The organism is Nonomuraea sp. NPDC051941 (genome assembly GCF_044593615.1).
In genome coordinates this window covers 87,365-114,273 of sequence record NZ_JBIUCF010000049.1, presented here as the reverse complement: position 1 = coordinate 114,273, position 26,909 = coordinate 87,365, and the positions used below count along the sequence as shown (strand labels likewise).

Sequence of the window (26,909 nt, the reverse complement as noted above, 5' to 3'; positions counted from 1 at the left end):
GCGTGGGCGCGACCGTGGAGGAGGACATCGTGTTCTGGCTGGCCGAGGCCATGTCGGACCAGTTGGTGAAGAGGCCGAAGTTCATCGAACCCCACGCCGTTCCCGTGTCGTGCGTCGTCCCGTAGACGAGATGTCTGCCGTTGTAGACGACGGTGGTGAAGTCCTTGAGCGAGACCCACCCCGACTTCGGGTTCGCCAGCGCGCCGGTCGATGTCCAGCGGTACGTCGACGGAAGAGTGCACGTGCCGGTCGGTGTGGGGGTGGGGGTGGGGGTGGGGGTGGGGGTCGGTGTGGGGGTGGGCGTGGGGGTGCCGGGGTTGCCGCAGGTCACGCCGTTCAGGGCGAACGACGTGGGCACCGGGTTGCTGCCGGTCCACGAGCCGTTGAACCCGAAGTTGGTGCTGCCGCCGGAGGGGATGGAGGCGTTGTAGGAGACGTTGGTGGCGGTCACCGACGAGCCGGACTGGGTCTGGGTGGCGTTCCAGATCTGGGTGATCTGCTGGCCGGCGCCGAAGGACCAGGTCAGCCGCCAGCCGTTGACCGCGTCACCGAGGTTGTTGATGGTGACACTGGCGTTGAAGCCCCCTGACCAGCTCGAACTGATGGCGTAGTCGACCCGGCAGGCGACGGCGGCCTGGGCGGGCTGCACGGTCAGCAGGCCCGCTCCGGCGAGCAGGACTGCGACGGCGCCGATCACGAGGCCGCGGTGAGAGGCCCGCCGGGGCGGCGCCGCGGTCGTGACGGCGGAGGGGCGCGCTGACCGCGCTCGCCAGGGCAGCCGCATCTGTATTCTCCTCATCATGTCCGGCCGCCGTCAGGGGCTGGTGCAGGTGGCGGTCGGGGTGGCCGCGGTGCCGTTCGCGGTGAATCCGAAGGTCGTGGAGCCGCCGGCGGCGATGGAGCCGTTGTAGGCGGCGTTGCGTACGGTGACGCTGGAGCCGGACACGCTCTGCTGGCCGTTCCACAGGCTGCTGATGCTCTGCCCGCCGGGCCAGGTCCACTGCACGGTCCATCCGCTGATCGCCGCGTTGCCCGCCTGGACGGTCACCGTCGACTGGAAGCCACCCGACCAGCTGTTGGTCGTCGTGATGGTCGCCGCGCACGCGCCCGGGACCGGTGTCGGAGTCGGGGTGGGTGTCGGGGTCGGGGTGGGTGTGGGGGTGGGGCCGCCCGGTGAGGCGGCGTTCAGGGCGTTGAGGACCGCGTCGTAGGCGGGCTTCTTGTTGCCGCCGCTGAACAGCAGCGGGGTGTCACCCGAACGCCAGGAGTCCTGGTCACGTACTCCCCACACCGTGATGCCGGCGCAACGGGCCACCGCCAGGCAGTCGTTGGTCACGGCGGCGTAGGTCTGCGCGGAGGCGCCCTGGATGTCCAGCTCGGTGATCTGCACGTCGACGCCGAGGGCGGCGAAGCTGGAGATGGTGGTGCGGTAGTTGCTGTTGTACGGGCTGCCGCTGTTGAAGTGCGACTGCAGGCCCACGCAGTCGATCGGCACGCCGCGCTGCTTGAAGTCGCGGACCATGTTGTAGACGCCCTGGGTCTTGGCCCAGGTCCAGTTGTCGATGTTGTAGTCGTTGTAGCAGAGCTTGGCGGCCGGGTCGGCGGCGCGCGCGGTGCGGAAGGCGACCTCGATCCAGTCGTTGCCGGTGCGCTGCAGGTTGGAGTCGCGCCGGCCGCCGGAGTTGCCGTCGGCGAACGCCTCGTTGACCACGTCCCAGGCGTAGATCTTGCCCTTGTAGTGGGCCATGACGCCGTTGATGTGGTCGATCATCGCCTGGCGCAGCGTGCCGCCGGACAGGGACTGCATCCAGCCGGGCTGCTGGGAGTGCCAGGCCAGGGTGTGGCCGCGGACCCGCTTGCCGTTCTGCACGGCCCAGTTGTAGACGCGGTCGCCGTTGGTGAAATTGAACTGGCCGCGGTTCGGCTCGGTGGCGTCGATCTTCATCTCGTTCTCGGCCGTCACCATGTTGAACTCGCGGCCGGCGATCGTGGTGTACTGCGAGTCGCCGAGCCTGCCCGCGCTGATGGCGGCGCCGAAGTACCGCCCGCTCTGCGCGGCGGCCGCGCCGAGCGTGCTCGCCGCCGCACCGGCCGGCGTGATCGGTACGGTCACCGCGGTGACCACGGCGATAGCGCCGACGGCGGCGGCGATCAGAACCCGCGGGCGCCTGAGGGGCCGCGGCGGAAGTATGGCTGTGTCGCCCATGGCTGAGTGCTCCAGACTGAATCACGGAAAAGCGGACACGCGAGGTCACCCCCACGCGATCGACGCCGCGTCCCGTGATCGGGGAACGCACACCACCAGGGCATCGTGAACGGCGGTCCTCGCCGCGCACCACCACATGTCGGGAGGAAGCCTTCTCGGACACCCAGTCTGGAAACCGCTCCGAAAGTTGTCAAGTAACGGCGAAAGTTTCAGAGTGGCGCTCTCGCCGTCACGTCAGGCGACCCCTATAACGCCTGATGAGCCGCACGCGCGTCCGCCGCCCCGCCGCGGGCGCGAGGTGCCCTCCTTGACGTCGCCTCTTCGTCTCGTATTGGCTCGACCTGCCACCACAGCCATCTGACAGAGAAGGAAACGCGACAGGGAAGAAGACGTGTGAGCGCTAACAGCCGACCCGGGGCCACCAACCGGCGGCCATGGCGCGGGGCGGTCCGGCGGACAGACACCACGTCCCTGGAGCCGCCCCTCTCGGAGAGTCGCCGATGAGGAGGTACACCGAGGCAAAGCGCCGCCGCAGGATCCAGCGCCTGGTCATCGGCCGTCACCTGGCCAAGTGGCCTCTGTCAAGATCCTGAACCGCCGAACGATGTTCCGCAGTGTCGGCCAATCTCTCCATTAACAAGGTGCTCTTGCTGGGTGACGGTGAGCGCGTAAAGATCCCCCATGCAAGGAGGTCGCCATGATCCGCGCACTCAACAAGCTGGGAGACCGACTCCTCGACAAGTTCCTGCCGTCGGCGAACGCCTCGGCAGCGTGCTGGACCGACTGGTGCTGCCAGGGCAAGTTCTGCCGGACCTGCTGCTACCACGACTCCACCGGCACGACCAGCTGCGGCAGCTTCGACTACTGCTGACGCGCCCTACCGACAGCCCCCAGGACAGTGCGGGCCGACACCAGGCCGGCACCGTCCTGGTGGGTTTTCCGTGCTTCGCCGCCCACCCCTGAGGAGCTCGCATGCCGTATCTCGTGGCCGCCGTCGTCGTCGTCGGATTGCTGTGCCTGGTGGATCTGGTGCTGACCCTGGCGGTGATCCGCCGGCTGCGCGTGCACACGCTGCGGCTGGCCGAGCTGGCGCCGACGGGCGCCCCGATGGTGCAGCCGGGAACGACGCTCGGCGATTTCAGCGCGACCGCCCTCGGCGGTGAGACCGTGTCGCGCGCGTTCTTCTCGGGGCCCTCCGTGGTGGCGGTGTTCTCCACCGAATGCGCGTCCTGCCACGAGCGGCTGCCGGAGTTCGCGTCCTACCTGGCCGACAACCGTCCCGAACGCGTGCTGGCCGTGGTCACGGGCGACCCCGACGAGGCCCGGCTGTTCACCGGCGAGCTGACCTCGGCCACCGTCGTGGTCGAGCCGATGGGCGGCCCGGTGAGCAGGGCGTTGCAGGTCTCCCGGTTCCCCAGCTTCTACCTGGTCGACGGGGACGGGGTGGTCGTCGCGGCCGACACCGCCCCGGGCAGGCTGCCGGCGGCCACGCGCCGATGACCTCTCCTGCCGGGCACGGCGGCGCCACGCCGCGACGGCGCTTTCGCGCGGCCGCGGCGTCGGCCTGGCGGGCGCACCCGGCCGCCGTCCTGGCATCCGGGATCACGGTGCTGCTCATGGGCCTGGTCCCGGTGGTCACCGCGTGGCTGACCAAGCTCGTGCTCGACGGGCTGGCGGCCGGGGCGGGCCTTGCCGAGCTGCTCCCGTACGGCGTGGCTCTCGGCGTGACCGGCCTGGCGGGCGCGGCCCTGCCCGCGGCCGCGGAGTACGCCCAGGAGCAGCTGCGCCGCGCGCTCCAGGTGCTGATCCAGGACCGGCTCTTCCAGGCCGTCAACGCCCACCCGGGGCTGAGCCGATTCGAGAACCCGGCCTTCCACGACCGGGTACGGCTGGCGCAGGACGCCGGCCAGAACGCGCCGCAGCGGATCGTCCGCTCCTCCCTGGGCATCGCCCAGGGAGCCGTCACCCTCGCCGGGTTCACCGCGGCGCTGGCCGTGCTGGCGCCGGGGATGATCCTCGTCGTGGCGCTCTCCGCGCTCCCCTCGGTCCGCGCCCAGCTCGACCTGTCCCGGCGCCGCGCCGGGATGATGTGGGGCGTCAGCTCGAGGAGCCGGCGGCAGATCTTCTTCGCCGGCCTGCTCACCAGCCCCGACGCGGCCAAGGAGATCCGGCTGTTCGGCCTCGGCGACTTCCTGCGCGCCAGGATGCTGGGCGAGCTGCGCGCGGTCAACGCCGCCGAGCAGGGGCTCGCCCGCAGGACACTGCGTACCCAGGGGACGCTGTCGCTGCTCGGGGCGGCCGTCGCCGCGCTCGGCCTGCTCTGGGCGATCAGCGGCGCCGCGTCGGGCACGCTGAGCGTCGGCGACGTCGCCGTGTTCGTCGCGGCCGTCGCCGGGGTGCAGTCCGCGCTCGCTTCGATCGTCAGCCAGTCCGCCGACGCGCACAACGCGCTGCTGATGTTCGGGCACTACCTCGACGTCGTCGCCGACGCGCCGGACCTGCCCGTCCCGCGGCGTCCGCGCCCCGTCCCCGCGCTGCGCGAGGGCATCGAGGTGCGCGACGTGTGGTTCCGGTACGACGACGCGCATCCGTGGGTGCTGCGCGGAATCGACCTGTTCATCCCGCGCGGCGGCTCCCTCGCCCTGGTCGGGCTGAACGGCGTGGGCAAGAGCACCCTGGTCAAGCTGATCTGCCGGCTGTACGACCCGGTACGCGGGTCCATCCACTGGGACGGCGCCGACCTGCGGGAGATGGACCCCGCCGAGCTGCGCGGCCGCATCGGCGCGGTGTTCCAGGACTACATGTCGTACGACCTGACCGCGGCCGAGAACATCGGGCTCGGCGACGTCGCGGCGCTCGACGACCGGGACCGGGTCGAGGCCGCCGCCAGGCTGGCCGGTGTCCACGAGACGGTCGCCGGGCTGCCGCGGGGCTACGACACGCTGCTGAGCCGGATCTTCTTCGGCGACCGGGACGACCCCCAGGCCGGAGTGGTGCTGTCCGGCGGGCAGTGGCAGCGCCTCGCGCTGGCCCGCGCCCTGATGCGGAAGGGGCGGGACCTGCTCGTGCTCGACGAGCCGAGCTCCGGCCTGGACGCGCAGGCCGAGCACGCCATCCACCAGAGCCTGCGCCGCCACCGCGCGGGGCGGACCAGCCTGCTGATCTCGCACCGGCTCGGCGCGGTGCGGGAAGCGGACGTGATCGTCGTGCTCGCCGAGGGGCGGATCGCCGAGCGCGGCTCGCACGCGGAGTTGATGGCGCTGGGAGGGGAGTACGCGGGGCTGTTCACCCTGCAGGCGCAGGGCTACGAGCCGACGGAGTCGGAGGAGGGGGCGAGCCGGCGGACGACGACGCCGAGCACGCGGTCGAACGGCACGTAACCCCATGCCCGCGAGTCCTCGCTGACCGGCCCGTCACCGAGGACGACCAGCCGGCCCGCCGGCACCGTGCCGCCCGGCGACGCCTCCACCCGGGCCATGACCTGGGCGGGCACCGGGTCGCCCGGCACGGCCACCGCGCGCTTGATGAACCACATGGCCGCCCCCGGCCGAGGCAGCGGCCCCGTACGCCACTTCCCCCCGGGCAGCGCGGTCTGCAGCACCACGACCTGGCCGCGCCCGACACCCGACCCCGTGGTCCTGCGGACGAGCACCCGGTCGCCCGTGCGGTAGGTCGGCAGCATGCTCGCCCCGCTGATCCGTACGACGACGAACCGCCGCCGGGCGACGACCAGAGCGGCGGCCAGGGCCGCGATCGGGGCCAGCAGGATCATGACGCGCCGCACGGCGCCCTCCAAAGTCGATCACCATGGGTGGACTGCCGACACTAATGCCCCATCGCCTCCGCCGGGGCGGGGGTTCGGCGCACCCGTACCGCCAGCACGATCAGGACGACGGGGAGGAGCGCGTACAGCGCCCACGCGAGCGTGACTGGGCCGCGCACTTGCGGAGGCGAGGCGACGTGCTTCAGCGGACGAGCAGGTGGACGAGAGCGACCCCGCCGACGGCCACGATCAGGAACCGTAGCGTCGCAGGGCTGAAGCGGCGGCCCGCCTCGGCACCGAGCCGGGGGAGCCCATGAGGGACATTTGACATGCTCCTCCCCGTGTATGGGGAGGATTCTCATGGTCGTTACGCGGCCGCCCCTTGCGGGGCGGGCGTGGTCTCACGATGAGTGGCTTGACGCTTCACAGGCCCCAGTACCGCAAGGCCTCCACGTCCGTTTACCGCCTGTCCGACGGCTGAGTTGTACCGGTACACCTGAGTGCGGGCGGCATTGGTGTCGGCGTTGCCGATCCACCCACAAGCTGGGTTTTTGCACACGAACCTGGCCTGGGATTGCCGTGATCCCCGGGTGATCGTGTGGCACTGGTGGCATTCCCGGCTGGTGTTCGCCGCCGGGATGTAGGCGACTTTCCCGCCCTTGTCGAGGGCTTTGTAGGCGAGGAACTCGGCGGTGCGCGACCATGCCTCACCGGCGATGGCCCGGTTCAGGCCGCGCTTTTGGGCGACGTTCGTCCCCGGTTCCTCCACGGTGCCCGATGCGGCGGCCATCATGTTCTTGACCTTGAGGTCTTCGAGCACGATCACGCTGTAGCGGTCGGTGAGTTTCGCGGTGATCTGGTGTTGCCAGTCGATCGCCCGGCGCTTGGCTCTCGCGCGCAGGCTGGCGATCTGGTCATAGGTTCTCTTCAACCGGTTCGAGGTTGGCCGTCCCGGCTTGGCGGCCCGTTTCTGGCGGGCGGCCTTGCGTTCCAGCCGGAGCAGACGCTCGGCCTCCTTGTGCGACAGCCACTGCTCGCGGTGGCGGATCTTCTCCCCTGATGCCAGGGCCAGGGGGACGGTGATGCCCCGGTCGATCGCGGTCACCGGGCCCTCGTGCAGGGCCGGGGGCATCTCCATCGTCTGGGTGCGGAAGATGATGTGCCAGCCGGTGGTCTCCTTGACCAGCCGGGCACCGGTGATCTTCCCGTCGGCGGAGGATCTGGTGATGCCGGGCAGGTCCTTGGTCCACCGGAACCGGACCCGGCCCAGTTTGGGGATGTTGACCTCGCCCCACCGCCGGTTGACCCGGGTGATGTGCAGATCCCGCCCCTGTGGCACATCCACGGCCATCCGGGACCGAAAACGCGCTTTGAACGTCGGCCGCTCAGCGGGATGGTCGGGGTTGAAGAAGTTCGCCCACGCCTGCCGATAGGTCTTGAGCACGGCTTGGGAAGCTTGCGCGGGCAGGTCCTTCAACCAGTCGATGTCCCTGCGCGCCTGCCGGATCGCCTCATCGCAGTCCTTCAGTGTGGCGAAGCGGCCCTGCCGGAAGGTGTAGTACTCGTGCAGCAGGTTCCACAACGTCCGCGCGTTGTGCGCCTGGCCATCCAGGATGGCCGACTGGCGTCTGTCCAGCTCCAGGCGCGCAGCATGAGCGCGGTGGCGTTTCTCCAGCTCCACAAACCACATTTTGTCATTTGGTGTATGTCGGCGAGGTGAGAACCGAACTCGAGATCAGAATGGGTCGCCGTTGCGTTCACGAGCTGACTGCATATTTGGTATTTGTCACCATGTATCGGCGCAACGTCTTCACCGATGAGATGGTCAGCCGCTGCCGGCAGATTATGAAGGAGGTGTGTGAGAAGTTCGCATGCGTCCTCGCTGAGTTCAACGGCGAGGACGACCACGTGCACCTTCTCGTCCGCTACCCGCCCAAGGTCGCCCTGAGTGTCTGGTCAACAGCCTCAAAGGGCCGAGGCGCTCGTACGCGACCTCGATGCCCGACGGACCGACGTTCGACGCCTTCTCAACGGTCACCGATGCATCATCCCCCGGCGCTCCCGGTCGATGCGGCCGGAGACGGCGGGGAGCAGGCCGCGGGGCAGGAAGAGCACGACCAGGATGAGGACGAGCGCGTACACGGCGTACGACAGCACGCCGGGCGCGTACGACGGCATCCCCGGCAGCGCGGCCAGGCTGTTCAGCCCCTGCACGAGCAGCGTGATCGCGGTCGCGCCGACCACGGCGCCCCAGATCGTGCCCAGCCCGCCGACCACGGCCATCACGATGTACTGGATCGAGATGAGCACGGGGAACGAGCCCGGCGCCACGTACCCCGTGTAGAAGCAGTAGATCCCGCCCGCGAGCCCCGCGAACGCCGCCGACAGCGCGAACACCACCAGCTTGTACCGCCCGACCGGGATCCCCGAGGACGCGGCGGCGGTCTCGCTGGTGGCCAGCGCGCGCAGGGCGCGGCCCGGCCGCGAGGTGATCACGTTCCGGGTCACCAGCATCACCAGCGCCAGCCCGATCCAGGTCAGGTACGCGTACGCGGACGCGCCGCCCGCCTCGAACGACCCGACCGAGAACTGCGGGATGGCCTGCAGCCCGATGTCCCCGCCGGTGACCTCCAGCTGCCCGGCCAGCGAGAGCAGGATGAGCTGCATGGCCAGCGTCGCGAACGCCAGATGGTGCCCGCGCAGCCGCAGCAGCGGCACGCCGATCACCAGCGCCGCCGCGGCCGCCACCACGGGTGCGGCGATCAGCCCGGCCAGGGGCGGCACGCCGTGCAGGGACAGCAGCGCGGCGGTGTAGGCGCCGACGGCGTAGAAGGCGCCCTGGCCCAGCGACACCTGCCCGGCGTAGCCCATCAGCAGCGACACCCCGACAGTGACCATCGCGGCCAGCCCGAGCAGGATGTACACGGCCAGCGCGCTGTCGTCGAGCACCGCGGGCAGGGCCAGCGTCACGGCCGCGACCAGCAGCCCGGCCACCAGGCGGATCATGTCTGCTCCTGCGAGATGGCCGAGCGCCGGCTCGCCTGTACGATCATGACGACGATCATGAGACCCAGCGCCACCTCCAGCTGGTGCGATCCGTAGCCGTACCCGGCGGCCATGGTCTCGGCCACGCCCAGCAGCAGCGCTCCGGCCAGCGTGATCACGGGCCGGGTGAGCGCGCCGAAGACGGCCGCGGCGAAGGCGTTCACGATGAGCGTGACGTCGGTGTCGAACGAGATCGGCCGCAGCGGCGTCACCAGCACCCCGGCGATCCCGCCGAGCAGCCCGCCCAGCGCGAACGCCAGCAGCCCCATCAGCCGCGTGTCGATCCCGACCACGCGGGCGGCGTACGGATTGGAGGCGCACGCCGTCAGCGCCTTGCCCAGGTAGGTGCGCCCGAAGAAGAGCGCCAGCAGCGCGAACGCGGCCGCCGTCACGCCGATGACCAGCAGGTGCTGCGTCTGGACGCGCGCGCCCGCCAGCGTCACCGAGCCCGCCAGGCCGGGCGCCGAGCGCGGCTGGTCGCCCCACAGGACGATCTCGACGGCGTACGCGAGCACGCCCACGCCGAGCGTCACGATCAGGGACGACAGCGGCGTGGTGCCCCGCCGGCCGATGGCGGCCAGGCCGGTCAGCAGCCCCGCCAGCGCCGCGACCAGGACGGCGGCCAGCTCGCTCAGCCCGTGCGGGAACCCGAGCCCGAGCAGCGACGACGCGCACAGCCCGGCCACGACCGCGAACGTGCCCTGCGCGAAGTTCACCACGCCCGTGACCCGGTGGATCACGACCAGGCCGCTGGCGATGAGCGCGACCGCGCACCCGACCGCGAGCCCGTTCAGCAGGTACGTGAGGAAGGCGCTCATGTGATCGCCCCGCCCAGGTACGCGCTGGCCACCCGAGGGTCGCCGGCCAGCTCCGCGCACTCGCCCTCGGCCACGATCCGACTGGACTCCAGCACGTACGCCCGCCCGCACAGGTCGAACGCCAGCCGCGCGTTCTGCTCGATGAGCAGCACGGTCAGCCCCTGCTCCCGGTTCAGCTCGGCGAGGTGGCCGGCCAGGTCGGCGGTCACGTTCGGGGCCAGGCCCAGGGAGAACTCGTCCACCACGAGCACCTCGGGCCGCGACATCAGGGCCCGCCCGAACGCCACCATCTGCTGCTCGCCCCCCGACAGCACCCCTGCCTGCCGCCCGGCCAGCTCCGCCAGCCGGGGGAGCAGGTCGTACACGGACGAGGGATCCCGCAGGCCCGACCGCCACCCGCCCAGGGCCAGGTTGTCGGCGACCGACAGGTCCGGGAAGAGCTGGCGGCCCTCAGGGATGAGAGCGAGCCTGCCCCCGATCCCGACCGTGCCCGCGGCGGGCCGGAGCAGCCCGGCGAGGGTGTTGGCCAGCGTGGACTTGCCCGCGCCGTTCGGGCCGAGCAGGGCGACCATCTCGCCCCGCCCCACCGTGAGCGTGACGTGGTCGAGCGCGGTCGCGGTGCCGTACGAGACGACCAGGTCCTTGACGTCGATCATGCGGTCTGCCCGAGGTAGGCGGCGAGCACCAGCGGATCGGCCCGCACCTCGGCGGGCGAGCCGTCGGCGATGACCCGGCCCAGGTCGAGCACCACCACGCGGTCGGCCAGCCGGGTCACGAACGCGACGTCGTGCTCCACGAGCAGGATCGTCAGCCCGTCCGCGCGCAGCTCCTCCACCAGCGCCGCGAGCTGCTCGCGCTCCTGGCCGCGCAGCCCCGAGGCGGGCTCGTCGAGCAGCAGCAGCCGGGGCCGGGCGCACAGGGCGCGGGCGAGCTGGAGCGCCCGCTGCTGCCCGATGGGCAGCAGGTCGGCGGGCCGGTCCGCCCACTCGGCCAGCCCCACGCGGCTCAGCACGGCATCCGCCTCGGCGGTGATCTCGCGCTCGTCGCGCCGGTGCCGCGGCAGCCGCAGCGCCGCCGACACGAACCCCGCACCGGTACGGCCGTGCATCCCGACCATGACGTTCTCCCTGACCGTCATGCCGCGGAACACCCTGGCCGCCTGGAACACGATCGACATGCCGAGCCTGGCCCGCCGGTGCGGCGCGAGCCGGTCCACCCGGTGCCCGCGGAAGGAGATCTGGCCCTGGTCGGCCGTCAGATGCCCGGTGATGAGGTTGAACAGCGTGGACTTGCCCGCCCCGTTCGGCCCGATGACGCCGCAGACTTCGCCGTCCGCGACGGCCAGGGACACGTCGCGGACGGCGTAGACGCCCCCGAAGGAGCGGGAGAGCCCGGTGACCGTCAGCACCCGCTACCCCGCGCCGACGGTCTTGGTGAGCTGCTCCTTGGCCCAGTCGGTGGGAACGAACTTCCCGTTCTGCACCGTGTTGACCGAGATGAACTCGGGGGAGAGCCCGGAGTGGTCGGTGGGGGAGTAGCGGAAGCGGCCGTTGGGCGTGACCAGGTCCATGCTCTCCAGGGCCTGCTGCACCTTGGCCTTGTCGGTGCTGTTCGCCTTCTTGATCGCCTCGAAGAGCAGCAGGCTCGCGCTGTAGCCGTCCTGCGCGAACTGCGGTGGCGGATAGCCGTGTTTCTGCTGGTACGGCTTGGCCATCTGCTCGATGACCTGCTTCTGCTTGCCGTCGGGCAGATATTCGCCGACGACGCCGATGGCGCTCTGCACCGTCATGCCCTCGGCCGCGCCGCCCATCGGCTCCAGCCACAGCTTGCTGGCCTGCGACGCGGTCAGGAACAGCGGCGTCTTGAGCCCCGAGGCCACGTACTGCTTGGCCGCCGTCACGCCGGGCGCGCCCGAGCCCCAGAACACCAGCGCCTCGGCGGCGGAGTCGCGCACGTGGGTGAAGAGCGGGCTGAAGTCGGAGGTGGTCGTCTCGTACGGCTCGTCCACGGCGACCTTCACGCCGTACTTGGACGCGAGCGCGATCATCGACTTGTGGCCGGAGACCGAATAGGCGCTCTTGGAGTCCCAGGCCACGGCGATCGTCTTGATGCCCTTGGCCTGGATGTACTGCAGGTAGCGCTCGGCGTACATGCCGGACAGGGCGGGGGTGACGAAGATGTACGACTTGATCGGCTCGACCTGCTCCTGGGCGGGAGCCAGCGACAGGTACGGCATCTTGTCGCGCTGCGCGAGCGGCTCGACCGCCAGCGCCGAGTTGGAGAACACCGGGCCGATCAGCACGTCGATGTCGCCCTTGATCTGGTTGTAGGCCACGATGCCCTGGTCGGGGGCGGTCTTGTCGTCGCGCGCGACCAGCTCCACCTTGCGGCCGAGCAGCCCGCCCTGCCCGTTGACCTGCTCGACGGCCAGCTCGACGGCCTTCTTGTCCTCGCTGCCCAGCGGCGTGTAGTTGCCGGTGAGGGAGACGATGAGGCCGACCTTGATCGGGTCTTGGGCGCCACCGCCGGAATCACCGCCGCAGGCGGTCGCGGCCAACGCGAGACAAACCAGAGACGGGAGCAGCCTGCGCATCAGGACCCTCCAAGCCGTGCTTATGGCCTCCACTCCGTGGAGGCGGCTCGGTCGCCGGGGAGCCGTCGCCTTCCCTCGTCACTCCGGTCGCTGCGCTCCCTGCGTTCCTCAGTCCAGGCGACGGCGCTCCCTCACGTGGCCCTGAATGTAGGCAGATATATTACGGGTGTCAAGAGAATGCCCAAGATGCGGGGAGGGCTGAGATGCGGCCTCAGTCGGTGATTCTGACGTTCCTCGGCGATCACGTGTACGGCCGCGGGATCTGCGTGTCCTCGGGCAGCTTCATCGAGGCGTTCGCCAAGGTCGGGATCTCGGAGGAGGCGACGCGTTCGACGCTGACCCGGATGGTCCGCCGCGGCCTGCTGCGCCGCCAGCGCGCGGGCCGCCGCATGTACTTCGGCCTCACCCCGACGAGCACCGAGGTGCTCAAGGACGGCGAGCGGCGCATCTGGCACAGCGGCGTCGTCAACGACGCGGACGAGGACCGCTGGACGCTGATCGGCTTCTCGCTGCCCGAGTCCTGGCAGCGGGAGCGGCACGAGCTGCGCTCGCGGCTGGTCTGGGCCGGGTTCGGGCCGCTGCAGAACGGCCTGTGGATCGCTCCCGGCGACGTGGACGCCGCGCACGTGATCGAGGACCTCGGCGCGAACGTGAAGGTCTTCTCCGCCGAGCCCCGGCACCCCACCGACATGCAGGCGCTGGTCGGTGACGCCTACGACCTGTCGGGCCTGGGCGAGCGCTACCGGGAGTTCCTGCGCCGCTGGGACCGGGCCGACCCGGCGGCGGACGCGCCCGACGACCTGGCGCGCTCGCTGACGCTGCTGACCGGCTGGCTGCAGATCATCAGGGCCGATCCGCGGCTGCCGCTGCGGTACCTGCCGCACGACTGGCCGGCGGAGAAGGCCCAGCGGGTGTGCCACACGCTGCACGAGCGGTTCAGGCCGGAGGCGGGGCGGATCGCGGAGCGGCTCCTCGACGTTGTGCCGGATGAAACTTGGGCAGAACGGTGACAGCCATCGCCCAGTGGCCTAACTTGATGGCTTGAGCGTCAAGGAGCGCCGATGCGGAATCAGGGGATTGGCTCATGGCCCGCACGCCGGGCCCGCATGACGCCCGAACGGGTGGCGGTGACGTACCGGGGACATGACCGCACGTACCGTGAGCTGAGCGAGCGGACGTACCGGCTGGCCTCGGCGCTCGGGGTGGGGCGCGGCGAGCGGGTCGCCTTCCTCGGGGTCAACCAGCCCGCGCTGGTGGAGACGTTCTTCGCGGCGGGGCTGGTGGGGGCCGTGTTCGTGCCGCTCAACGCCCGGCTGGCCCGGCCGGAGCTGCGCTACATCCTGGAGGACGCGCAGGCGTCGGTCCTCGTGCTGGGCGAGGAGCAGGACGGCGAGGGGCTGCCGGGGCGGCACGTCACCGACTATGAGGCGCTGCTCGCCTCCGGCTCGCCCGAGCCGATCGACGAGCCGGTGCGCCAGGACGACGTATGCCTCATCATGTACACGTCCGGGACGACGGGACGCCCCAAGGGGGCCATGCTCACCCACGCCAACCTGACCTGGAACACCTTCAACCTGCTGGTCGACGTGCCGCTCGCGCACGACGAGGTCACGCTGGTCAGCGCGCCGCTGTTCCACATCGCGGCGCTGGCCCAGACGCTGGTGCCGACCGTGCTCAAGGGCGGCCGGGTCATCCTGGAGCCCTCCTTCGACGTGGACCGGACGTTCGACCTGATCGAGGCGGAGCGGGTGACCGTGATGTTCGGGGTGTCGTCGATGTTCGGCTTCCTCACGCGGTCGCCGCGCTGGGCGGGGGCGGACCTGTCGAGCCTGCGGCACCTGCTGTGCGGGGGAGCGCCGGTGCCCGAGCCGCTGATCCGGATTTATCAGGATCGGGGGCTGACGTTCCTGCAGGGGTACGGCATGACCGAGACGGCGCCCGGCGCTCTCTTCCTCGGGGCCGAGCACTCGATCGCCAAGGCGGGCTCGGCCGGGGTGCCGTGCTTCTTCTCCGACGTACGGCTGGTCGCGCCCGACGGCTCCCCGGCGGGTCCCGGTGAGCCGGGCGAGGTGTACGTACAGGGGCCCAACGTCATGACCGGCTACTGGCGGCGGCCGGAGGAGACCGCGAAGGTGCTGTCGGCGGACGGCTGGTTCCGCTCGGGCGACGTCGGCATCGCCGACGAGGACGGCTACGTGCGCATCTCCGACCGCCTCAAGGACGTGATCATCTCCGGTGGCGAGAACATCTATCCCGCCGAGGTGGAGAGCGTCCTGTTCGGGCACGAGGCGGTCGCCGAGTGCGCGGTGATCGGCGTGCCGGACGACACGTGGGGCGAGGTGGGCAAGGCGCTGGTCGTGCCGGCCCCGGACGCCGTGATCGAGCCCGATGAGCTGCTGGCGTACCTGGACGGCCGCCTGGCCCGCTTCAAGATCCCGAAATATCTGCAATTCGTGCCTGAGTTGCCGAAGAACGCGGCGGGCAAGCTGCTCAAAGCCCACCTCAGACAGCTCTACGGGCACAACCTTGACGACCAGAGGAGATGATCTTCGATGCGCACCTCGCCGCCGTTCCGCGCGGACCACGTCGGCAGCCTGCTCCGCCCGCCCGCGCTGCTCCGCGCCCGCGAGACCCTCACGGGCGACGCGCTGCGGGAGGCCGAGGACGAGGCCGTCAGGGAGGTGGTACGCCGCCAGGAGGAGATCGGGCTGCAGAGCGCCACCGACGGCGAGTTCCGGCGGGCCTCGTGGCACATGGACTTCATCTACCGGCTCGGCGGCATCGGCCAGGCCAGCGACGAGCACATCACGGTGCGCTTCCACAACGAGCAGGGGGACATCGAGTTCACCCCGGCGGCGCTGCGCGTGCACGAGCGGATCCGGCTGAACGAGCCGATCTTCGCCGACGACTTCACGTTCCTGCGCGACACCGCCACCAGCCGTAACAGCGGGGTCGTGCCGAAGCTGACCATCCCCTCGCCGAGCATGGTCCACTACCGGGGCGGGCCGGCGGCCATCGACCCCGAGGTCTACCCGGACGTGGAGGAGTTCTGGCGGGACCTGAGCGCGGCCTACGCCGAGCAGGTGCGCAGGATCGGCGCGCTGGGGTGCACGTACCTGCAGTTCGACGACACGAGCCTGGCGTACCTGAACGACCCGGCCCAGCGGGCGGAGCTGAGCTCGCGCGGGGACGACGCCGAGCACATGCACCTGCGCTACATCAAGCAGATCAACGCCGCCCTGGCCGCCAAGCCCGCCGGGATGACGATCACCACCCACATGTGCCGGGGGAACTTCCGCTCCTCCTGGGCCGCCTCGGGCGGGTACGACTTCGTGGCGGAGGCGCTGTTCGGCGAGCTGAAGGTGGACGGGTTCTTCCTGGAGTTCGACGACGAGCGGTCCGGGGGCTTCGAGCCGCTGCGCTTCGTGCCGCCGGGGAAGATGGTGGTGCTGGGGCTGGTCACGACCAAACGGGGCGAGCTGGAGTCGAAGGACACGCTCAAGCGGCGGATCGACGAGGCCGCCAAGTTCGTCGACCTCGACCAGATCTGCCTGTCGCCACAGTGCGGGTTCTCCTCGACGGTCGAGGGCAACCAGCTCACGGCCGACGAGCAGTTCGCCAAGCTCCGCCTGATCGTCGAGACGGCCCAGGAGGTCTGGGGCTAGCCCCCACCCGCCCCCGGCGGCGCTTCACGCGTGGGGGGCGAACGTGACGACCGAGCCCGTGCGGCGGGCCTGCTCGGCGGCCCACACCACGCGATGGGTCATGAGGCTCTCGAACGCGTCCGAGCGCAGCGGCGACGGGTCGCCCGAGGCGACGGCGGCGAGGAAGGCGTCCACCAGGCCCTCGTCCCCGCCGCCGTGCCCGTCCGCCGCCGAGGCCCCCTCCGAAGCTCCCCGCGCGCCCGCGTGGGCGGCGGTCGTGTCGACGAGTTCCTCCTCGCCCGTGCGGAAGTCGACCACGCGCAGGGTGCGGCCGTCGCCGTCGACGTAGCCGTGGGTGCCGAACAGCCGCGTCCGCCGGTCCTCCATCGGCGTGAACGCGCTCATCGTGAACGAGCACGTCGCCCCGTCGTCGAACTCCATCACCACCTCCTGGTGATCGACCACGTCGTTGTCGCACGCGTACACGCACCGCCCGTACGGCCCCACCCGGAGCGCCTCCAGCACCGCCTCCCGCGTGCGCCCGGGCGTGACGGCCGACAGCGGCCAGAACTCGCTCGACGCGTCCCCGAGGCACCCGAGATAGAGCCGCGGCGCCGAGTACGGGCAGGACGGCTCCAGGGGGCAGTCCACGCACCGGTCCGCGGCCGACGCGGGGCGGTCCTCGGCGCGGAAGTGGGACAGGGAGCCGAACGACGACACCCGCGCGGGCGGCCGGCCGAAGAGGTGCACGAGCCAGTCGATGTCGTGGCAGGCCTTGGCCAGGAGCATCGGCGCCGAGGTGTCCTGGCGGCGCCAGTGGCCGCGGACGAAGGAGTGCGCCTGGTGCCACCACCCCACCGGCTCGAGGTGCTGGGCGCTGATCAGCCGCCCGATCCGGCCGGAGTCGAGCAGGTCCCGCACGGCCCGCGTGTATGGCGTGTACCGCAGCACGTGGCACACGGCCAGCATGATCCCGTTGCGCCTGGCGGCCTCGGCGATCCGTGCCGCCTCCCGCTCGTCCGGCGCCATCGGCTTCTCCAGGAGAATGTGGTAACCGAGGTCCGCCAGCGCCACCGCGGGGTCGGTGTGCAGCTGGTCCTGCGTAGCGATGACGACCGCGTCGGCCAGCCGATCCGCCGCCGCCAGCTCCTTCCACCCGGGGAACGCCGACTCGGCCGGGACGCCGAACTCCGCCGCGAACGCGGCGCGGCGCCGCGGGTCGGGCTCCGCGACCGCCACCACCCGCCCCGCGCCCGTGGCGTGCGCGTGGCGGGCGTAGGTCAGCCCTCGCAGGCCGCCGCCGACGACGGCTAGAGTCACCTCAGTCATGGAACCTTCCCGGCGAAATATCATGGAGACCATCATTATTAGGAGTCGGCTGGCTGACGGCAAGGGGCGTCCATGGGCGAGGATCTGAGCGGCGGTGACCTGTCGCGGCTCAGGCAGCTCAACGCGCTCGCCGTGATCAAGGCGCTGCGGGGCGGGTCCTCGCTCACGCTCACCGAGGTCGCCAAGCGCACCGGCCTGTCGCGCGCGTCCGCCGAGGACGTGGTCCGCGAGCTGCTGCAGAAGGGCTGGGTGGCGGAGGCGGGCGCCACCGCGGGCAGCGTGGGCCGCCCGGCCAGGCGCTACCGCTTCAGGGCGGACGCGGGGCGGGTGCTCGGCGTCGACATCGGCGGCCACAAGATCCGCGCCGTCGTCGCCGACCTCGACGGGAACGTCGGCGACCGGGCCGCCGTCCCGGTGACGCCGGAGATGGGCAGGCCGGAGCGGCTGGAGGCGGTGGACGCCGCGGTGGCCGCGTGCCTGGAGGGCGCCGGCCTGGCCGCGGGCGACGTCTGGGCCGCCGGCGTCGGCACGACGGGCCTGGTGGACGGCGCGGGCCGGGTGATGCTGTCGGAGGCGCTGCCCGAGTGGACCGGTGTCGACCTGGCCGCCCACGTGCGCCGGCTGGTCCCCGGCCCCGTCCTGGTCGAGAACGACAGCAAGCTCGCCGCCAGGGCCGAGTGCTGGCGCGGCGTGGCCCGCTACGCCAAGGACATGGTGTTCCTGCTGGCCGGGCTCCGCACCGGCGCCGGCCTGGTCATCGACGGCAAGGTGCACCGGGGCTTCGCCAACGCCTCGGGCGAGATCGGCGCGCTGCCCGCGCTCGGCTGGATCCGCGCCCAGGAGCACCTCAAGGCCGCCAGCGGCGAGGCGGGCGACGTGTTCGCGGCGGCCCGGGCGGGCGAGCGGGCCGCCGTCACGGCCGTGCGCCGCTACGTCAGGGACCTGGCGCTCGGCGTGTCCGCCCTGGTCCTGGCGCTCGACCCGCAGATGGTCGTGGTCGGCGGCGGCTACTCCCGCTCGGCCGACGTGCTCATCGAGCCGCTCAAGCGCGAGCTGGACCGCTGGTGCATCCGCACGCCCGAGGTCCTCATGTCCGCGCTGGGCGACGAGGCCGTGGTGCTCGGCGCCGTACGGATCGCGCTCGACGACGTCGAGGACCGCCTGCTCGACGGCCGCACCCCGCTCGTGAGCCATCTGTAACAAAGGAGGCCCTTGAAGAAAATTTCACTGGACTCCATCATTACTCCCACGTTCTAGGAGAGGACACGGGAGATGTGGAAGTCGGCACGGAGCGGTGCGGCGCTCCTTTGCGCGGCGTTGCTGGCCTCCGCGTGCGCGGGCGGTGAGCAGGCTGGCACGGGTGCGCGGTCGCAGGAGAAGGTGACGCTGTCCTACGGCGTCTGGGACGCCACCCAGCAGGCGGTCATGCAGGAGCTGGCCGCCGAGTTCACCAAGACGCACCCCAACATCGCCGTCGACGTCCAGGTCACGCCATGGGCCGACTACTGGACCAAGCTCAAGGCGGCGGTGACCGGCGGCGCGGCCCCCGACGTCTTCTGGATGAACGGCCCCAACTTCCAGCTGTACGCCTCCAACGGCGTCATCAAGCCCATCGAGGAGCAGGTCGACAGCTCCGTCTACCCCAAGCCGCTGGTCGACCTCTACACCTACGACGGCAAGCTGTACGGCCTGCCGAAGGACATGGACACCATCGGCGTCTGGTACAACAAGACGCTCTTCGACGCCGCGAAGGTGAAATATCCGGCAGCCGACTGGACCTGGGCCGACTTCAAGGCCGCCGCCGCCAAGCTCACCGACGCCAAGAAGGGCGTCCACGCGATCGGCGCGGAGCTCACGAGCTTCCAGGAGTACCAGTACAACACCATCTACCAGGCCGGCGGCCACGTGATCTCGCCCGACGGCCGCAAGTCCGGCTACGACGACCCCAAGACCATCGAGGGCCTGCGGTTCTGGACCGACCTGATCGCCGGCGGGCAGTCGCCCGACCTCAAGACCATGACCGACACCGCCCCGATCCAGCTCTTCGAGGCCGGCAAGCTGGCGATGTACTGGGGCGGCTCCTGGGACGTGGCCGAGTTCACCAAGAACGACTACACCAAGGACAAGGTGGACGTGGCCCCGCTCCCCAAGGGCGAGAAGCAGGCCACGATCATCCACGGCGTCGCCAACGTCATGTCGGCCAAGACCGAGCATCCGGCCGAGGCGTGGGAGTTCGTCAAGTTCCTCGGCTCCAAGCCGGCCGCCGACCTGCTGGGCAAGAAGGGGCCGATCCCGGCGTACAACGGCACGCAGAGCGCGTGGGCGGCCGCCCATCCCGAGCTGAAGCTGCAGGTCTTCCTCGACGCCGTCGCGTACGCGGTGCCGTACCCCGTCTCCAAGAACACCGCCGCCTGGCAGGAGGCCGAGCTGACCCACCTCACCAAGGCGTGGTCCGGCGAGGTGCCGGTCGAGAAGGCGGCCGTGGACCTCGCGGCCGGGATGAACGAGCTGCTGGCCAAGGAGTGACGTGACCGCCACCGCCGAGAAGCGCCTCACCAGGGCGGCTCACGCGGCGAGGAGACGTCCGCCGCGCACCGAGGCCCTGTGGGGGTACGTGTTCATCGCCCCCACCGGGCTCGGGCTCGCGATCTTCTACCTCTGGCCGGTGCTCCAGACCGCGTACTTCTCCTTCACCGAGTGGGGCGCGTTCGGGGGCCACACCTGGACCGGGATCGACAACTACGTCCGGCTCGTCGCCGACCCGGAGGTGGGCCGGGCCGTGCTCAACACGCTCGCCTACACCGGGCTGGGCCTGGTGGGGATCCCGCTGGCCATCGTGTTCGCCGCGCTGCTCAACCTGCCGGGGCTGCGGGGCGTGGCCGTGTACCGGACGGCCTTCTTCCTGCCTGTGGTCACCATGCCGGTCGCGGTCGCCATGCTCTGGCGGTGGCTCTACAACGGCGACTACGGCCTGGTCAACCAGGTGCTCGCGGTCGTCGGCGTGGACGGGCCCAACTGGATCGCCGATCCGGACACGGCCATGTACGCGCTGGTCGTGGTGGGGATCTGGAGCAGCATCGGCTACAACCTGATCATCTTCCTGGCCGGGATGCAGGCCATCCCGAAGGAGCTGTACGAAGCGGCGAGCCTGGACGGGGCCGGTCGCGTCCGGCAGTTCTTCTCGGTCACGCTGCCGATGTTGTCGCCGACCGCGTTCTTCATCTCGATCGTGTCCGTGATCGGCTCGCTGCAGCTCTTCGACCTGGTCTTCGTGATGACCGGGTCCGGGCAGGCGGCGCGGGCCAACCCGGCGTACTCGCGGCTCCAGACGGTGGTCCAGCTCTTCTACGAGCGCGCCTTCGTCACCGACGACCGCGGCTACGCCGCCGCCATCGTGATCGCGCTGCTCCTGCTCATCGCGGCGCTGACGGTCCTGCAGTTCCGGCTCCAGCGCAGGTGGGTGCACTATGTCTGAGCGTCGTCGGTCGTTCGGGGTGCACGCGGTGCTGGCCGCGGCGTCGCTGGCGATGGTGGCCCCGTTCGTGTGGCAGGCCGTCACCTCGCTCAAGACGCTCAGCGGCGCCACCCGGGTGCCGCCTAGCCTGCTGCCCGAGTGGCGGTGGGACAACTACGCGAAGGTCTTCGAGCTGCTGCCGTTCGGCGACCAGTTCCTCAACACGGTGGTGATGGCGGCGGGGCGGGTGGCGGGGCAGGTGCTGTTCTGCTCGATGGCCGCCTACGCCTTCGCCCGGCTGCGCTTTCCCGGCAGGAACCTGCTCTTCGGCGTCTTCCTGTCGGTGCTCATGGTGCCGCCGCAGCTCTTCGTGATCCCGCAGTACCAGATCATGTCGTCGCTCGGCTGGCTCAACAGCCTGCAGGCGATCATCGTGCCGGGGCTGTTCAGCGCCTTCGGGGTGTTCCTGCTGCGGCAGTTCTTCCTCGGGCTGCCGCGCGAGCTGGAGGAGGCCGCCCGGCTGGACGGCGCCGGGCCGGTGCGCATCTACTGGTCGATCATGCTGCCGCTGGCCCGGCCGGGCCTGGTGGCGCTGGCCATCCTGGTGCTGCTGTGGGCCTGGAACGACCTGTTCTGGCCGCTGGTGGTCAACACCGACCCGGACAAGATGACGCTGTCGGCGGGGCTGGCCGCGCTCCAGGGCCAGTACCAGACGGACTATCCGGTGCTGATGGCCGGCTCGCTCATCGCCTCGCTCCCGGTGATCGCCGTCTTCGTGTTCCTGCAGCGGCAGTTCATCCAGGGCATCGCCACCACGGGCTCGAAGGGCTGACCGCCCCGCTCATGACGGGAGCCCGGGCCGGCACCTGCCCGGGCTCCCGCGGCCTCCTCAGCGGATGACGATCGTGGTGAGCGCCCGCGGCTGCAGCGTCACCGTGCGGCCCGTCACCGCGGACGGGGTGAGCGAGTTGGCGCCGTCCGTGAGGTACGCGGTCGCCCGGCCGCGCACGCCCTGCCACGTGACCGGCGCGGTGCCCGTGTTGAGCACCTCGACGACGCGCGAGCCGTCCGGGTTGCGGAAGGCGGAGACCTTCAGCGCCGGATCCGCCGCCGCCGTCTCCAGCCTGACCGCGCCCGGCCGGATGAACCTGCTGTACGCCGCCAGCGCCCACAGCCGCTTCGACACGCGATACGTCTTCGCCGTGTCGTCGAGCTGCAGCAGCGCCCGGGTCGCGCCGCGCGAGCCGCCCAGCCAGTAGACGTAGCCGCTGACGTTCCCCAGCGTGAGCGCGTCGTGGACGGCCTGCGCGATCGCGAAGCCGTCGTAGCCGCTGCCGTCGTCCCAGCTCTCGTTCCAGGTGCTGCCGTTCGGGTTCCACTCCGACATCCAGGTCTTCCTGGTCGTCGGCAGCGGCGCGTCCACGGGGCTGGCGTAGGTGTGCCCGGTGTGGGTCTTCACCCAGCGGCGGGCCTCGGGGTCGGCCTCGATCGCGGCCGTGTATGCCTTCGCCTGGTTCCAGCCGAAGGAGTCGCAGCAGGTCACGTGCACGCCCTTGGCCACCGGGCCCAGCACCTTGGCGAACTGGGCGGCCTGCTCCGGGGTGAAGCGCATGGAGGCGTACGTGGCCGTCCAGTCGGGCTCGTTCGTGAACCCCAGGTCGGTGATCTTGATGCCTTCCTTGGCGTAGAACTTCGTGTACGCCACCAGGTAGTTCGCGTACGCCCGCTGCCACTCCGGCTTCAGCGTGCCGCCGCCCTTGTCGTCGCCGTTGTCCTTCATGTAGCCGGGCGCGCTCCAGGCGTCGGCGAAGAACCGCTTCACGCCGTACGCCTGGGCCGCCTTGGCCACCCACACCTGGCTGTTGTCGTCGCCGTCCCACACGTACTTGGGCGTGGCGTCGGGGCCGCCGGGGTCCTCGGGCTGGATCGACACCATGTGGTCGTACGGGCTCCCGGCGGGGGAGGAGCCGATGCCGAGCCGCAGGATGCTGAGCCCGGCGCCCTTCTCACGGTCGAACCACAGGTCCAGGACCTCGCGCTGCTGCGACTCCGGCAGCGCCTTGAGCAGCTCGTTGCGCCGGAACGCCTGGGAGATGCCGAAGCCGTCGATCTCCTGGTGCCTGACGTGCTCGTTCACGGTGATGGCGGGGGGCTGGGAGGGATTCACCGCAGGGAGGCCGAGCAAGGCGACCGCGACGACTCCACGAAACATGACGCCTCCGAAAGTTTCGGATTTATATCGATATATTTCACCGATATCGCCGGAACCGTAAGCGGTCCGGAGGCCTCCCGTCAACCGGTGTTCAGCGCGCGGACACGGCGGGGGCCGGGGCGCTGTGCGCGCGCCCCGGCCCCCACTCTGGTGCGTCACTGCCGATGCGGCCGGTCAGCCGCTCGCGACCGGCGGCGGATTGACGACGGTGCCCGGCGGCGCCGGGTCCGGGGCGATGATGAACTCCTCCGGCCACACCGTGAGCTGGATCTGCTGCCCGGCCCCCTTGATCACGTCGTGCAGGTTGCCGCGTTCGAGCTTGGTGAGCAGGAACACCTCGTCGTCCCGGTTGACCGGGTCCGCGCGCAGCCAGGCGTCGAAGCCGTCGAAGTCGGTGAAACCGGCCGCGAGGTACGGCACGAGGCGGCGGAACAGCTTCGGCCACATCACCAGGCCCTCGGCGTCGGCCAGGCCGGTGACGGTGGCGGCTCCGTTGGGGTCGGCGGTCGAGCCGGGCCAGATGCCGGCGGCCTTCCCCCTGGCCGCCTGCGACACCTCCGCCAGGTGCGTACGCAGCTGCGCCGGCAGCGTCGCGTAGAACGCCGGATAGACCAGCCCGCCGGCCAGCAGCGTGCCGTTGGCGGACGCGTCCACGAGCGCCGGGTCCAGGAACACCGAGGCCCCGTCGGCCCCCGGAGGGTCACCGGCGTAGGCGAACCCGATCAGCCGGCCGTTCGCGTCGACCCCGTTCGTGAGCACGTGCCCGCGGAGGGAGTCCTGGTCCGCCGACTGCACCTTGTTGGGCAGGTCCTCCCAGTAACGCACGTTCGTGAACCCGAGCAGGCGCAGCAACTCGTCCCTGGCCGCGTTGGCCCCGGCGAGCTGCTGGTGCGTCTCCTCGAAGTGGGTCTCCAGCGCGTCGATGGCCTCCAGGCGCACGGAGACACCGCGGCGGTTGATCTTCGGCGGGTGGCCGGAGCGCCGCGGCAGCCCCTCCACCAGCGCGGGCGAGTCGGGCAGGAACTTCACGGTGTCGCCGTCGGGCTCGGGGCCCTGACGCGGGAGATCCGCGTACCGGATCACGAAGTTCCCGCGTAAAAGCGTGTAAGTCATGGATTGCCCCCCATCTTGTGGCGAGCGGAGCGTAACCCGCGCACCTCGCGCCGTCCATGGGGGGCGCGGCCGATCAGTCGAGGCAGAACTCGTTGCCCTCGGGGTCGGCCATCACGATGTGACCGGCACCGAGCGGGGGAGCGGGCTCGTGGCGCTGGAGCCGCGTGGCGCCGTGGGAGACGAGCCGCTCGGCCTCCGCCTCCAGGGCCGCCATCCGCGCGTCGCCCTCGAACCCGGGGGCGGCCCGCACATCGAGGTGCACGCGGTTCTTGACCTGCTTGCCCTCCGGCACCCGCTGGAAGAACAGCCGAGGCCCGGCCCCGTCGGGGTCGATCACCGCCGAGGCGTCGTTGCGGCGCTCGGGCGGCACGCCCATCGCCTCCAGGGCCTGCTCCCACGACTCGAAGCCCTTGGGCGGGTCCTGCACCCGGTAGCCGAGGGCCTCGGCCCAGAACGCGGCCAGCCCGGCCGGATCGGCGCAGTCGAAAGTGATCTGAACGTCGCGGGCCATGTCAGCTCGCCTCCCGGTGAGTGTGCAGGTAGAGGTCGCGCAGCAGGCAGACCTCCGCCAGATGGTGGATCAGTTCGCGGTTGATGTGCAGCACCAAGGCCGCCAGCGGAAACTCGGCGTACGGCCCCTCCGCCTCCCCGCACGGGCGGGCGAGGCCGGCCTCGCCGAGGGACTCGACCCCGGCCAGCCACGTGGCGTATTCGGCGTCGAGCTGGGCCAGCGCCGCGTCCGCGGTCGGAGCGTACTCGAACGACCCGTAGTCGGTCGGCGTGGCGCCGAAGTGCGAGGCGTTGCGCATCGCCAGCACGCCGACGATCACGTGCCCGAGCCGCCAGGCGATCGTCGTCAACGGCGGCGGCTCGGGCATCGGGAATTCGAAGTCGATGGTCATCGCGCCGGCCCCGGCCTGCACCGGCGCGGCGCCGGTGCCGCGCGGCCGCACGCTCCAGCAGCCGGGCGCCGGCTCCCAGAAGTACTCGTCATCGGTGAGCCCGTCGAGGCGATCGCGCAGCTGATGGGTCCAGTGCCAGTCGGTCTGATCTCGGAGCAGGGTGTTCCAGGGCAGGTCGTTCATGGCTCAAGCCTCTCGCATATAGCGGACAGGATCGGTCCGTGATCTGTGGAACGATGAGCGCGTGTCTGTTGAGTCGACGACCGAGCGGGTGCTGCGGCTGCTGGCGCTGCTGCAGCGCCGGCCGTCCTGGACCGCTGTCGAGCTCGCCGCCGAGCTGGGGGTCACCGACCGCTCGGTGCGCCGCGACGTGGAGCGGCTGCGCGCGCTCGGCTATCCCGTGCACGCGACGGCGGGCGTCGGGGGCGGCTACCAGCTCGGCGCGGGCACCCGGCTGCCGCCGCTGCTCCTCGACGACGAGGAGGCGATCGCGACGGCGGTGTCCCTGCGGCTGGCGGCGGGAGGCACGGTCGCCGGGGCGGGCGAGGCGGCGCTGCGGGCGCTCGCCAAGCTCGACCAGGTGATGCCGCCCCGGCTGCGCGCCGAGGTCCGGGCGGTGTACGGCGCCACCGAGACCCTCGTCGACCCCGGGGTCGAGATCGACGCGGAGCTGCTGATGATGCTCGCGCGGGCCTGCCGCGACGCCGTGCGGGTGCGCTTCCGGTACGCCGGCCACGCCGGCGGGGAGCGCGAGCGCACGGTCGAGCCGGTGCGGATGGTCTCCACCGGCCGCCGCTGGTACCTGATGGCCTGGGACGTCGACCGCGACGGCTGGCGCACCTTCCGGCTGGACCGCATGCACGAGGTGGAGGCGACGACCTGGCGCTTCCGGGCGAGGGAGCATCCTGACCCGGCCGCCTACGTGCAGCGGTCCGTGGCCGAGGCGCCCTACCGCTATCTCGCCCGGGTGCGCCTGCACGCGCCGCCAGAGCGGGTGCGGGAGCTGGTGCCGCCCCAGGTGGGGCGCGTCGAGGACGATCGCGACGGGTGGTGCGTGCTCGTCGCCGGAGGGCAGGACCTCGACTGGCTCGCCGTGCACGTGGCCCGGCTGGGCTTCGAGGCGGAGGTGCTGGAGCCCGCCGAGCTGCGGGAGGCCGTCGCCCGGCTCGCCCGCCGCCTCGCGGCGATGGCCGGGCCCGGCTCAGGTCACGGCTAGCGGTAGACCGCCACGGCGGCCTCCCCGACCAGGGTGTCCACGACCGCGACCAGCTCGCCCACCACGGGCGGGGCGGCCGAGGCGATCTCGCGCAGGCGGCCGACCAGCCGGTTCGCCGGCTGGTCGAGGTAGAGCTCCGACTCCAGCCGCAGCACCGCCACCAGCCCGCAGAGCGCGGCGCACCGCGCGTCCGGCGGCTTCCAGCCCTCGACCGCCGAGCGCACCCCCGAAGAGGCCCGGACGACCGAGGCGATGTCGGCGAGCTGGTGACGCGTGTACGGCAGCATGCCCAGGCGGCGCCTGCTCACCCTGACGAGCACGCCCGAGGCGACCAGGGCCTCGCGGGTGCGGTCGTAGAGGCCGTTCGCCGCTTTCTTGATCAGGAGCCTGACGTCGCCGTCCGCCAGGGAGACGGGGATGTCGCCGGCCGGAGGGCGGGAGACGCTCGCCTGGCCGTCGGAGACGGTGACGCGACCGCTGACGGCCAGTTCGAGCACCACCGCGCCGGCCAGCCCGAGAGCCATCGACGACTGGTGGATCAGGGGCTTGCCGGACTGGTCGTGCGCGATGAGATACAGGTCCTCGTGGAGCGGCAGCCGGTTCATGGTGTCCCC

27 protein-coding genes and 1 pseudogene are annotated in these 26,909 nt (G+C 71.2%); 12 read left to right on the top strand and 16 right to left on the bottom strand.

Annotated features, from left to right (window positions below):
- A partial coding sequence (locus ACIHFD_RS53170; protein ID WP_397373404.1) for a non-reducing end alpha-L-arabinofuranosidase family hydrolase occupies nucleotides 1–784 on the bottom strand: 784 nt, incomplete at its 3' end.
- A gap of 30 nt (nucleotides 785–814) precedes the next feature.
- Entirely contained in the window at nucleotides 815–2,206 is a 1,392-nt protein-coding gene (locus ACIHFD_RS53165) for an endo-1,4-beta-xylanase (RefSeq protein WP_397373403.1), read from the bottom strand.
- Nucleotides 2,207–2,903: 697 nt separating this feature from the next.
- On the opposite strand from ACIHFD_RS53165, the gene ACIHFD_RS53160 reads away from it, so the two are divergent.
- The 3 genes from ACIHFD_RS53160 (at nucleotide 2,904) to ACIHFD_RS53150 (ending at nucleotide 5,586) form a co-directional block, all read left to right on the top strand.
- Entirely contained in the window at nucleotides 2,904–3,077 is a 174-nt protein-coding gene (locus ACIHFD_RS53160) for a hypothetical protein (RefSeq protein WP_363967140.1), read from the top strand.
- Nucleotides 3,078–3,178: 101 nt separating this feature from the next.
- A complete protein-coding gene (locus tag ACIHFD_RS53155; RefSeq protein ID WP_397373401.1) occupies nucleotides 3,179–3,706 on the top strand; it encodes a TlpA family protein disulfide reductase in 528 nt (175 codons plus the stop codon).
- Nucleotides 3,703–5,586: an ABC transporter ATP-binding protein gene (locus tag ACIHFD_RS53150; RefSeq protein WP_397373400.1), complete on the top strand. Its 1,884-nt coding sequence runs from the start codon at nucleotides 3,703–3,705 to the stop codon at nucleotides 5,584–5,586. The genes ACIHFD_RS53155 and ACIHFD_RS53150 overlap by 4 nt, the downstream gene beginning before the upstream one ends.
- Here ACIHFD_RS53150 and ACIHFD_RS53145 read toward each other — a convergent pair.
- From ACIHFD_RS53145 to ACIHFD_RS53135, 3 genes are all read right to left on the bottom strand, one after another.
- Nucleotides 5,511–5,990, bottom strand: a complete 480-nt coding sequence (locus ACIHFD_RS53145) for a S26 family signal peptidase (protein ID WP_397373399.1) — start codon at nucleotides 5,988–5,990, stop codon at nucleotides 5,511–5,513. The genes ACIHFD_RS53150 and ACIHFD_RS53145 overlap by 76 nt on opposite strands.
- 181 nt (nucleotides 5,991–6,171) lie before the next feature.
- Entirely contained in the window at nucleotides 6,172–6,300 is a 129-nt protein-coding gene (locus ACIHFD_RS53140; protein ID WP_397373398.1) for a hypothetical protein, read from the bottom strand.
- A 36-nt stretch (nucleotides 6,301–6,336) separates the two neighbouring features.
- A complete protein-coding gene (locus ACIHFD_RS53135; RefSeq protein ID WP_397373397.1) occupies nucleotides 6,337–7,650 on the bottom strand; it encodes an RNA-guided endonuclease InsQ/TnpB family protein in 1,314 nt (437 codons plus the stop codon).
- Between the two features lie 59 nt (nucleotides 7,651–7,709).
- Between ACIHFD_RS53135 and tnpA the strand changes: the two are divergent.
- Nucleotides 7,710–7,946 (top strand): annotated as a pseudogene (tnpA, locus tag ACIHFD_RS53130) (IS200/IS605 family transposase); the annotation flags it as partial.
- A gap of 57 nt (nucleotides 7,947–8,003) precedes the next feature.
- Here tnpA and ACIHFD_RS53125 read toward each other — a convergent pair.
- Genes ACIHFD_RS53125 through ACIHFD_RS53105 form a run of 5 tightly spaced genes read right to left on the bottom strand, consistent with a single transcriptional unit; the run spans nucleotide 8,004 to nucleotide 12,425 of the window.
- Nucleotides 8,004–8,975, bottom strand: a complete 972-nt coding sequence (locus ACIHFD_RS53125) for a branched-chain amino acid ABC transporter permease (RefSeq protein ID WP_397373396.1) — start codon at nucleotides 8,973–8,975, stop codon at nucleotides 8,004–8,006.
- Nucleotides 8,972–9,832 carry a branched-chain amino acid ABC transporter permease gene (locus ACIHFD_RS53120; protein ID WP_350736669.1) on the bottom strand — a complete coding sequence of 287 codons (861 nt, stop codon included), beginning with the start codon at nucleotides 9,830–9,832 and terminating at the stop codon, nucleotides 8,972–8,974. Before ACIHFD_RS53120 ends, ACIHFD_RS53125 begins: the two co-directional genes overlap by 4 nt.
- On the bottom strand, nucleotides 9,829–10,488 hold the full coding sequence (locus ACIHFD_RS53115; RefSeq protein ID WP_397373395.1) for an ABC transporter ATP-binding protein: 660 nt from the start codon (nucleotides 10,486–10,488) through the stop codon (nucleotides 9,829–9,831). Before ACIHFD_RS53115 ends, ACIHFD_RS53120 begins: the two co-directional genes overlap by 4 nt.
- Complete coding sequence (locus ACIHFD_RS53110) at nucleotides 10,485–11,240, bottom strand: ABC transporter ATP-binding protein (RefSeq protein ID WP_397373394.1); 756 nt, start codon at nucleotides 11,238–11,240, stop codon at nucleotides 10,485–10,487. Before ACIHFD_RS53110 ends, ACIHFD_RS53115 begins: the two co-directional genes overlap by 4 nt.
- A 3-nt stretch (nucleotides 11,241–11,243) precedes the next feature.
- Nucleotides 11,244–12,425 carry an ABC transporter substrate-binding protein gene (locus ACIHFD_RS53105; RefSeq protein WP_350736678.1) on the bottom strand — a complete coding sequence of 394 codons (1,182 nt, stop codon included), beginning with the start codon at nucleotides 12,423–12,425 and terminating at the stop codon, nucleotides 11,244–11,246.
- Nucleotides 12,426–12,628: 203 nt separating this feature from the next.
- On the opposite strand from ACIHFD_RS53105, the gene ACIHFD_RS53100 reads away from it, so the two are divergent.
- The 3 genes from ACIHFD_RS53100 to ACIHFD_RS53090 all read left to right on the top strand — a co-directional run bounded on the left by ACIHFD_RS53100 (nucleotide 12,629) and on the right by ACIHFD_RS53090 (nucleotide 16,090).
- On the top strand, nucleotides 12,629–13,435 hold the full coding sequence (locus ACIHFD_RS53100) for a PaaX family transcriptional regulator C-terminal domain-containing protein (protein WP_397373393.1): 807 nt from the start codon (nucleotides 12,629–12,631) through the stop codon (nucleotides 13,433–13,435).
- A 96-nt stretch (nucleotides 13,436–13,531) separates the two neighbouring features.
- Nucleotides 13,532–14,971: a long-chain fatty acid--CoA ligase gene (locus ACIHFD_RS53095; protein WP_397373392.1), complete on the top strand. Its 1,440-nt coding sequence runs from the start codon at nucleotides 13,532–13,534 to the stop codon at nucleotides 14,969–14,971.
- Nucleotides 14,972–14,977: 6 nt separating this feature from the next.
- Entirely contained in the window at nucleotides 14,978–16,090 is a 1,113-nt protein-coding gene (locus tag ACIHFD_RS53090; protein WP_397373391.1) for a 5-methyltetrahydropteroyltriglutamate--homocysteine S-methyltransferase, read from the top strand.
- A gap of 24 nt (nucleotides 16,091–16,114) precedes the next feature.
- On the opposite strand, the gene ACIHFD_RS53085 is transcribed toward ACIHFD_RS53090, so the two are convergent.
- The gene (locus ACIHFD_RS53085; protein WP_397373390.1) at nucleotides 16,115–17,398 is read right to left on the bottom strand and encodes a Gfo/Idh/MocA family protein; all 1,284 of its coding nucleotides are present in this window, start codon (nucleotides 17,396–17,398) and stop codon (nucleotides 16,115–16,117) included.
- A 72-nt stretch (nucleotides 17,399–17,470) separates the two neighbouring features.
- On the opposite strand from ACIHFD_RS53085, the gene ACIHFD_RS53080 reads away from it, so the two are divergent.
- The 4 genes from ACIHFD_RS53080 to ACIHFD_RS53065 all read left to right on the top strand — a co-directional run bounded on the left by ACIHFD_RS53080 (nucleotide 17,471) and on the right by ACIHFD_RS53065 (nucleotide 21,684).
- The gene (locus ACIHFD_RS53080; protein ID WP_397373389.1) at nucleotides 17,471–18,598 is read left to right on the top strand and encodes an ROK family transcriptional regulator; all 1,128 of its coding nucleotides are present in this window, start codon (nucleotides 17,471–17,473) and stop codon (nucleotides 18,596–18,598) included.
- A 72-nt stretch (nucleotides 18,599–18,670) separates the two neighbouring features.
- The gene (locus tag ACIHFD_RS53075) at nucleotides 18,671–19,924 is read left to right on the top strand and encodes an ABC transporter substrate-binding protein (protein ID WP_397373388.1); all 1,254 of its coding nucleotides are present in this window, start codon (nucleotides 18,671–18,673) and stop codon (nucleotides 19,922–19,924) included.
- A 1-nt stretch (nucleotide 19,925) separates the two neighbouring features.
- Complete coding sequence (locus ACIHFD_RS53070) at nucleotides 19,926–20,873, top strand: carbohydrate ABC transporter permease (protein WP_397373386.1); 948 nt, start codon at nucleotides 19,926–19,928, stop codon at nucleotides 20,871–20,873.
- A complete protein-coding gene (locus ACIHFD_RS53065; protein WP_350736700.1) occupies nucleotides 20,866–21,684 on the top strand; it encodes a carbohydrate ABC transporter permease in 819 nt (272 codons plus the stop codon). Before ACIHFD_RS53070 ends, ACIHFD_RS53065 begins: the two co-directional genes overlap by 8 nt.
- A 57-nt stretch (nucleotides 21,685–21,741) precedes the next feature.
- On the opposite strand, the gene ACIHFD_RS53060 is transcribed toward ACIHFD_RS53065, so the two are convergent.
- From ACIHFD_RS53060 to ACIHFD_RS53045, 4 genes are all read right to left on the bottom strand, one after another.
- Nucleotides 21,742–23,064 carry a glycoside hydrolase gene (locus tag ACIHFD_RS53060; RefSeq protein ID WP_397373385.1) on the bottom strand — a complete coding sequence of 441 codons (1,323 nt, stop codon included), beginning with the start codon at nucleotides 23,062–23,064 and terminating at the stop codon, nucleotides 21,742–21,744.
- Nucleotides 23,065–23,238: 174 nt separating this feature from the next.
- Nucleotides 23,239–24,177 (bottom strand): thermonuclease family protein, encoded by a 939-nt coding sequence (locus ACIHFD_RS53055; RefSeq protein ID WP_397373384.1) that lies wholly within the window; start codon nucleotides 24,175–24,177, stop codon nucleotides 23,239–23,241.
- Nucleotides 24,178–24,250: 73 nt separating this feature from the next.
- Nucleotides 24,251–24,688, bottom strand: coding sequence for a VOC family protein (locus ACIHFD_RS53050; RefSeq protein WP_350736709.1), 438 nt, complete (start codon nucleotides 24,686–24,688; stop codon nucleotides 24,251–24,253).
- Between the two features lies 1 nt (nucleotide 24,689).
- On the bottom strand, nucleotides 24,690–25,262 hold the full coding sequence (locus ACIHFD_RS53045; RefSeq protein ID WP_363967104.1) for a DinB family protein: 573 nt from the start codon (nucleotides 25,260–25,262) through the stop codon (nucleotides 24,690–24,692).
- A gap of 61 nt (nucleotides 25,263–25,323) precedes the next feature.
- Between ACIHFD_RS53045 and ACIHFD_RS53040 the strand changes: the two genes are divergently transcribed.
- Nucleotides 25,324–26,295 (top strand): helix-turn-helix transcriptional regulator, encoded by a 972-nt coding sequence (locus ACIHFD_RS53040; RefSeq protein ID WP_397373383.1) that lies wholly within the window; start codon nucleotides 25,324–25,326, stop codon nucleotides 26,293–26,295.
- Here ACIHFD_RS53040 and ACIHFD_RS53035 read toward each other — a convergent pair.
- Entirely contained in the window at nucleotides 26,292–26,900 is a 609-nt protein-coding gene (locus ACIHFD_RS53035) for a GPP34 family phosphoprotein (protein ID WP_397373382.1), read from the bottom strand. The two genes, ACIHFD_RS53040 and ACIHFD_RS53035, sit on opposite strands and share 4 nt — an antisense overlap.
- Nucleotides 26,901–26,909: the final 9 nt, after the last annotated feature.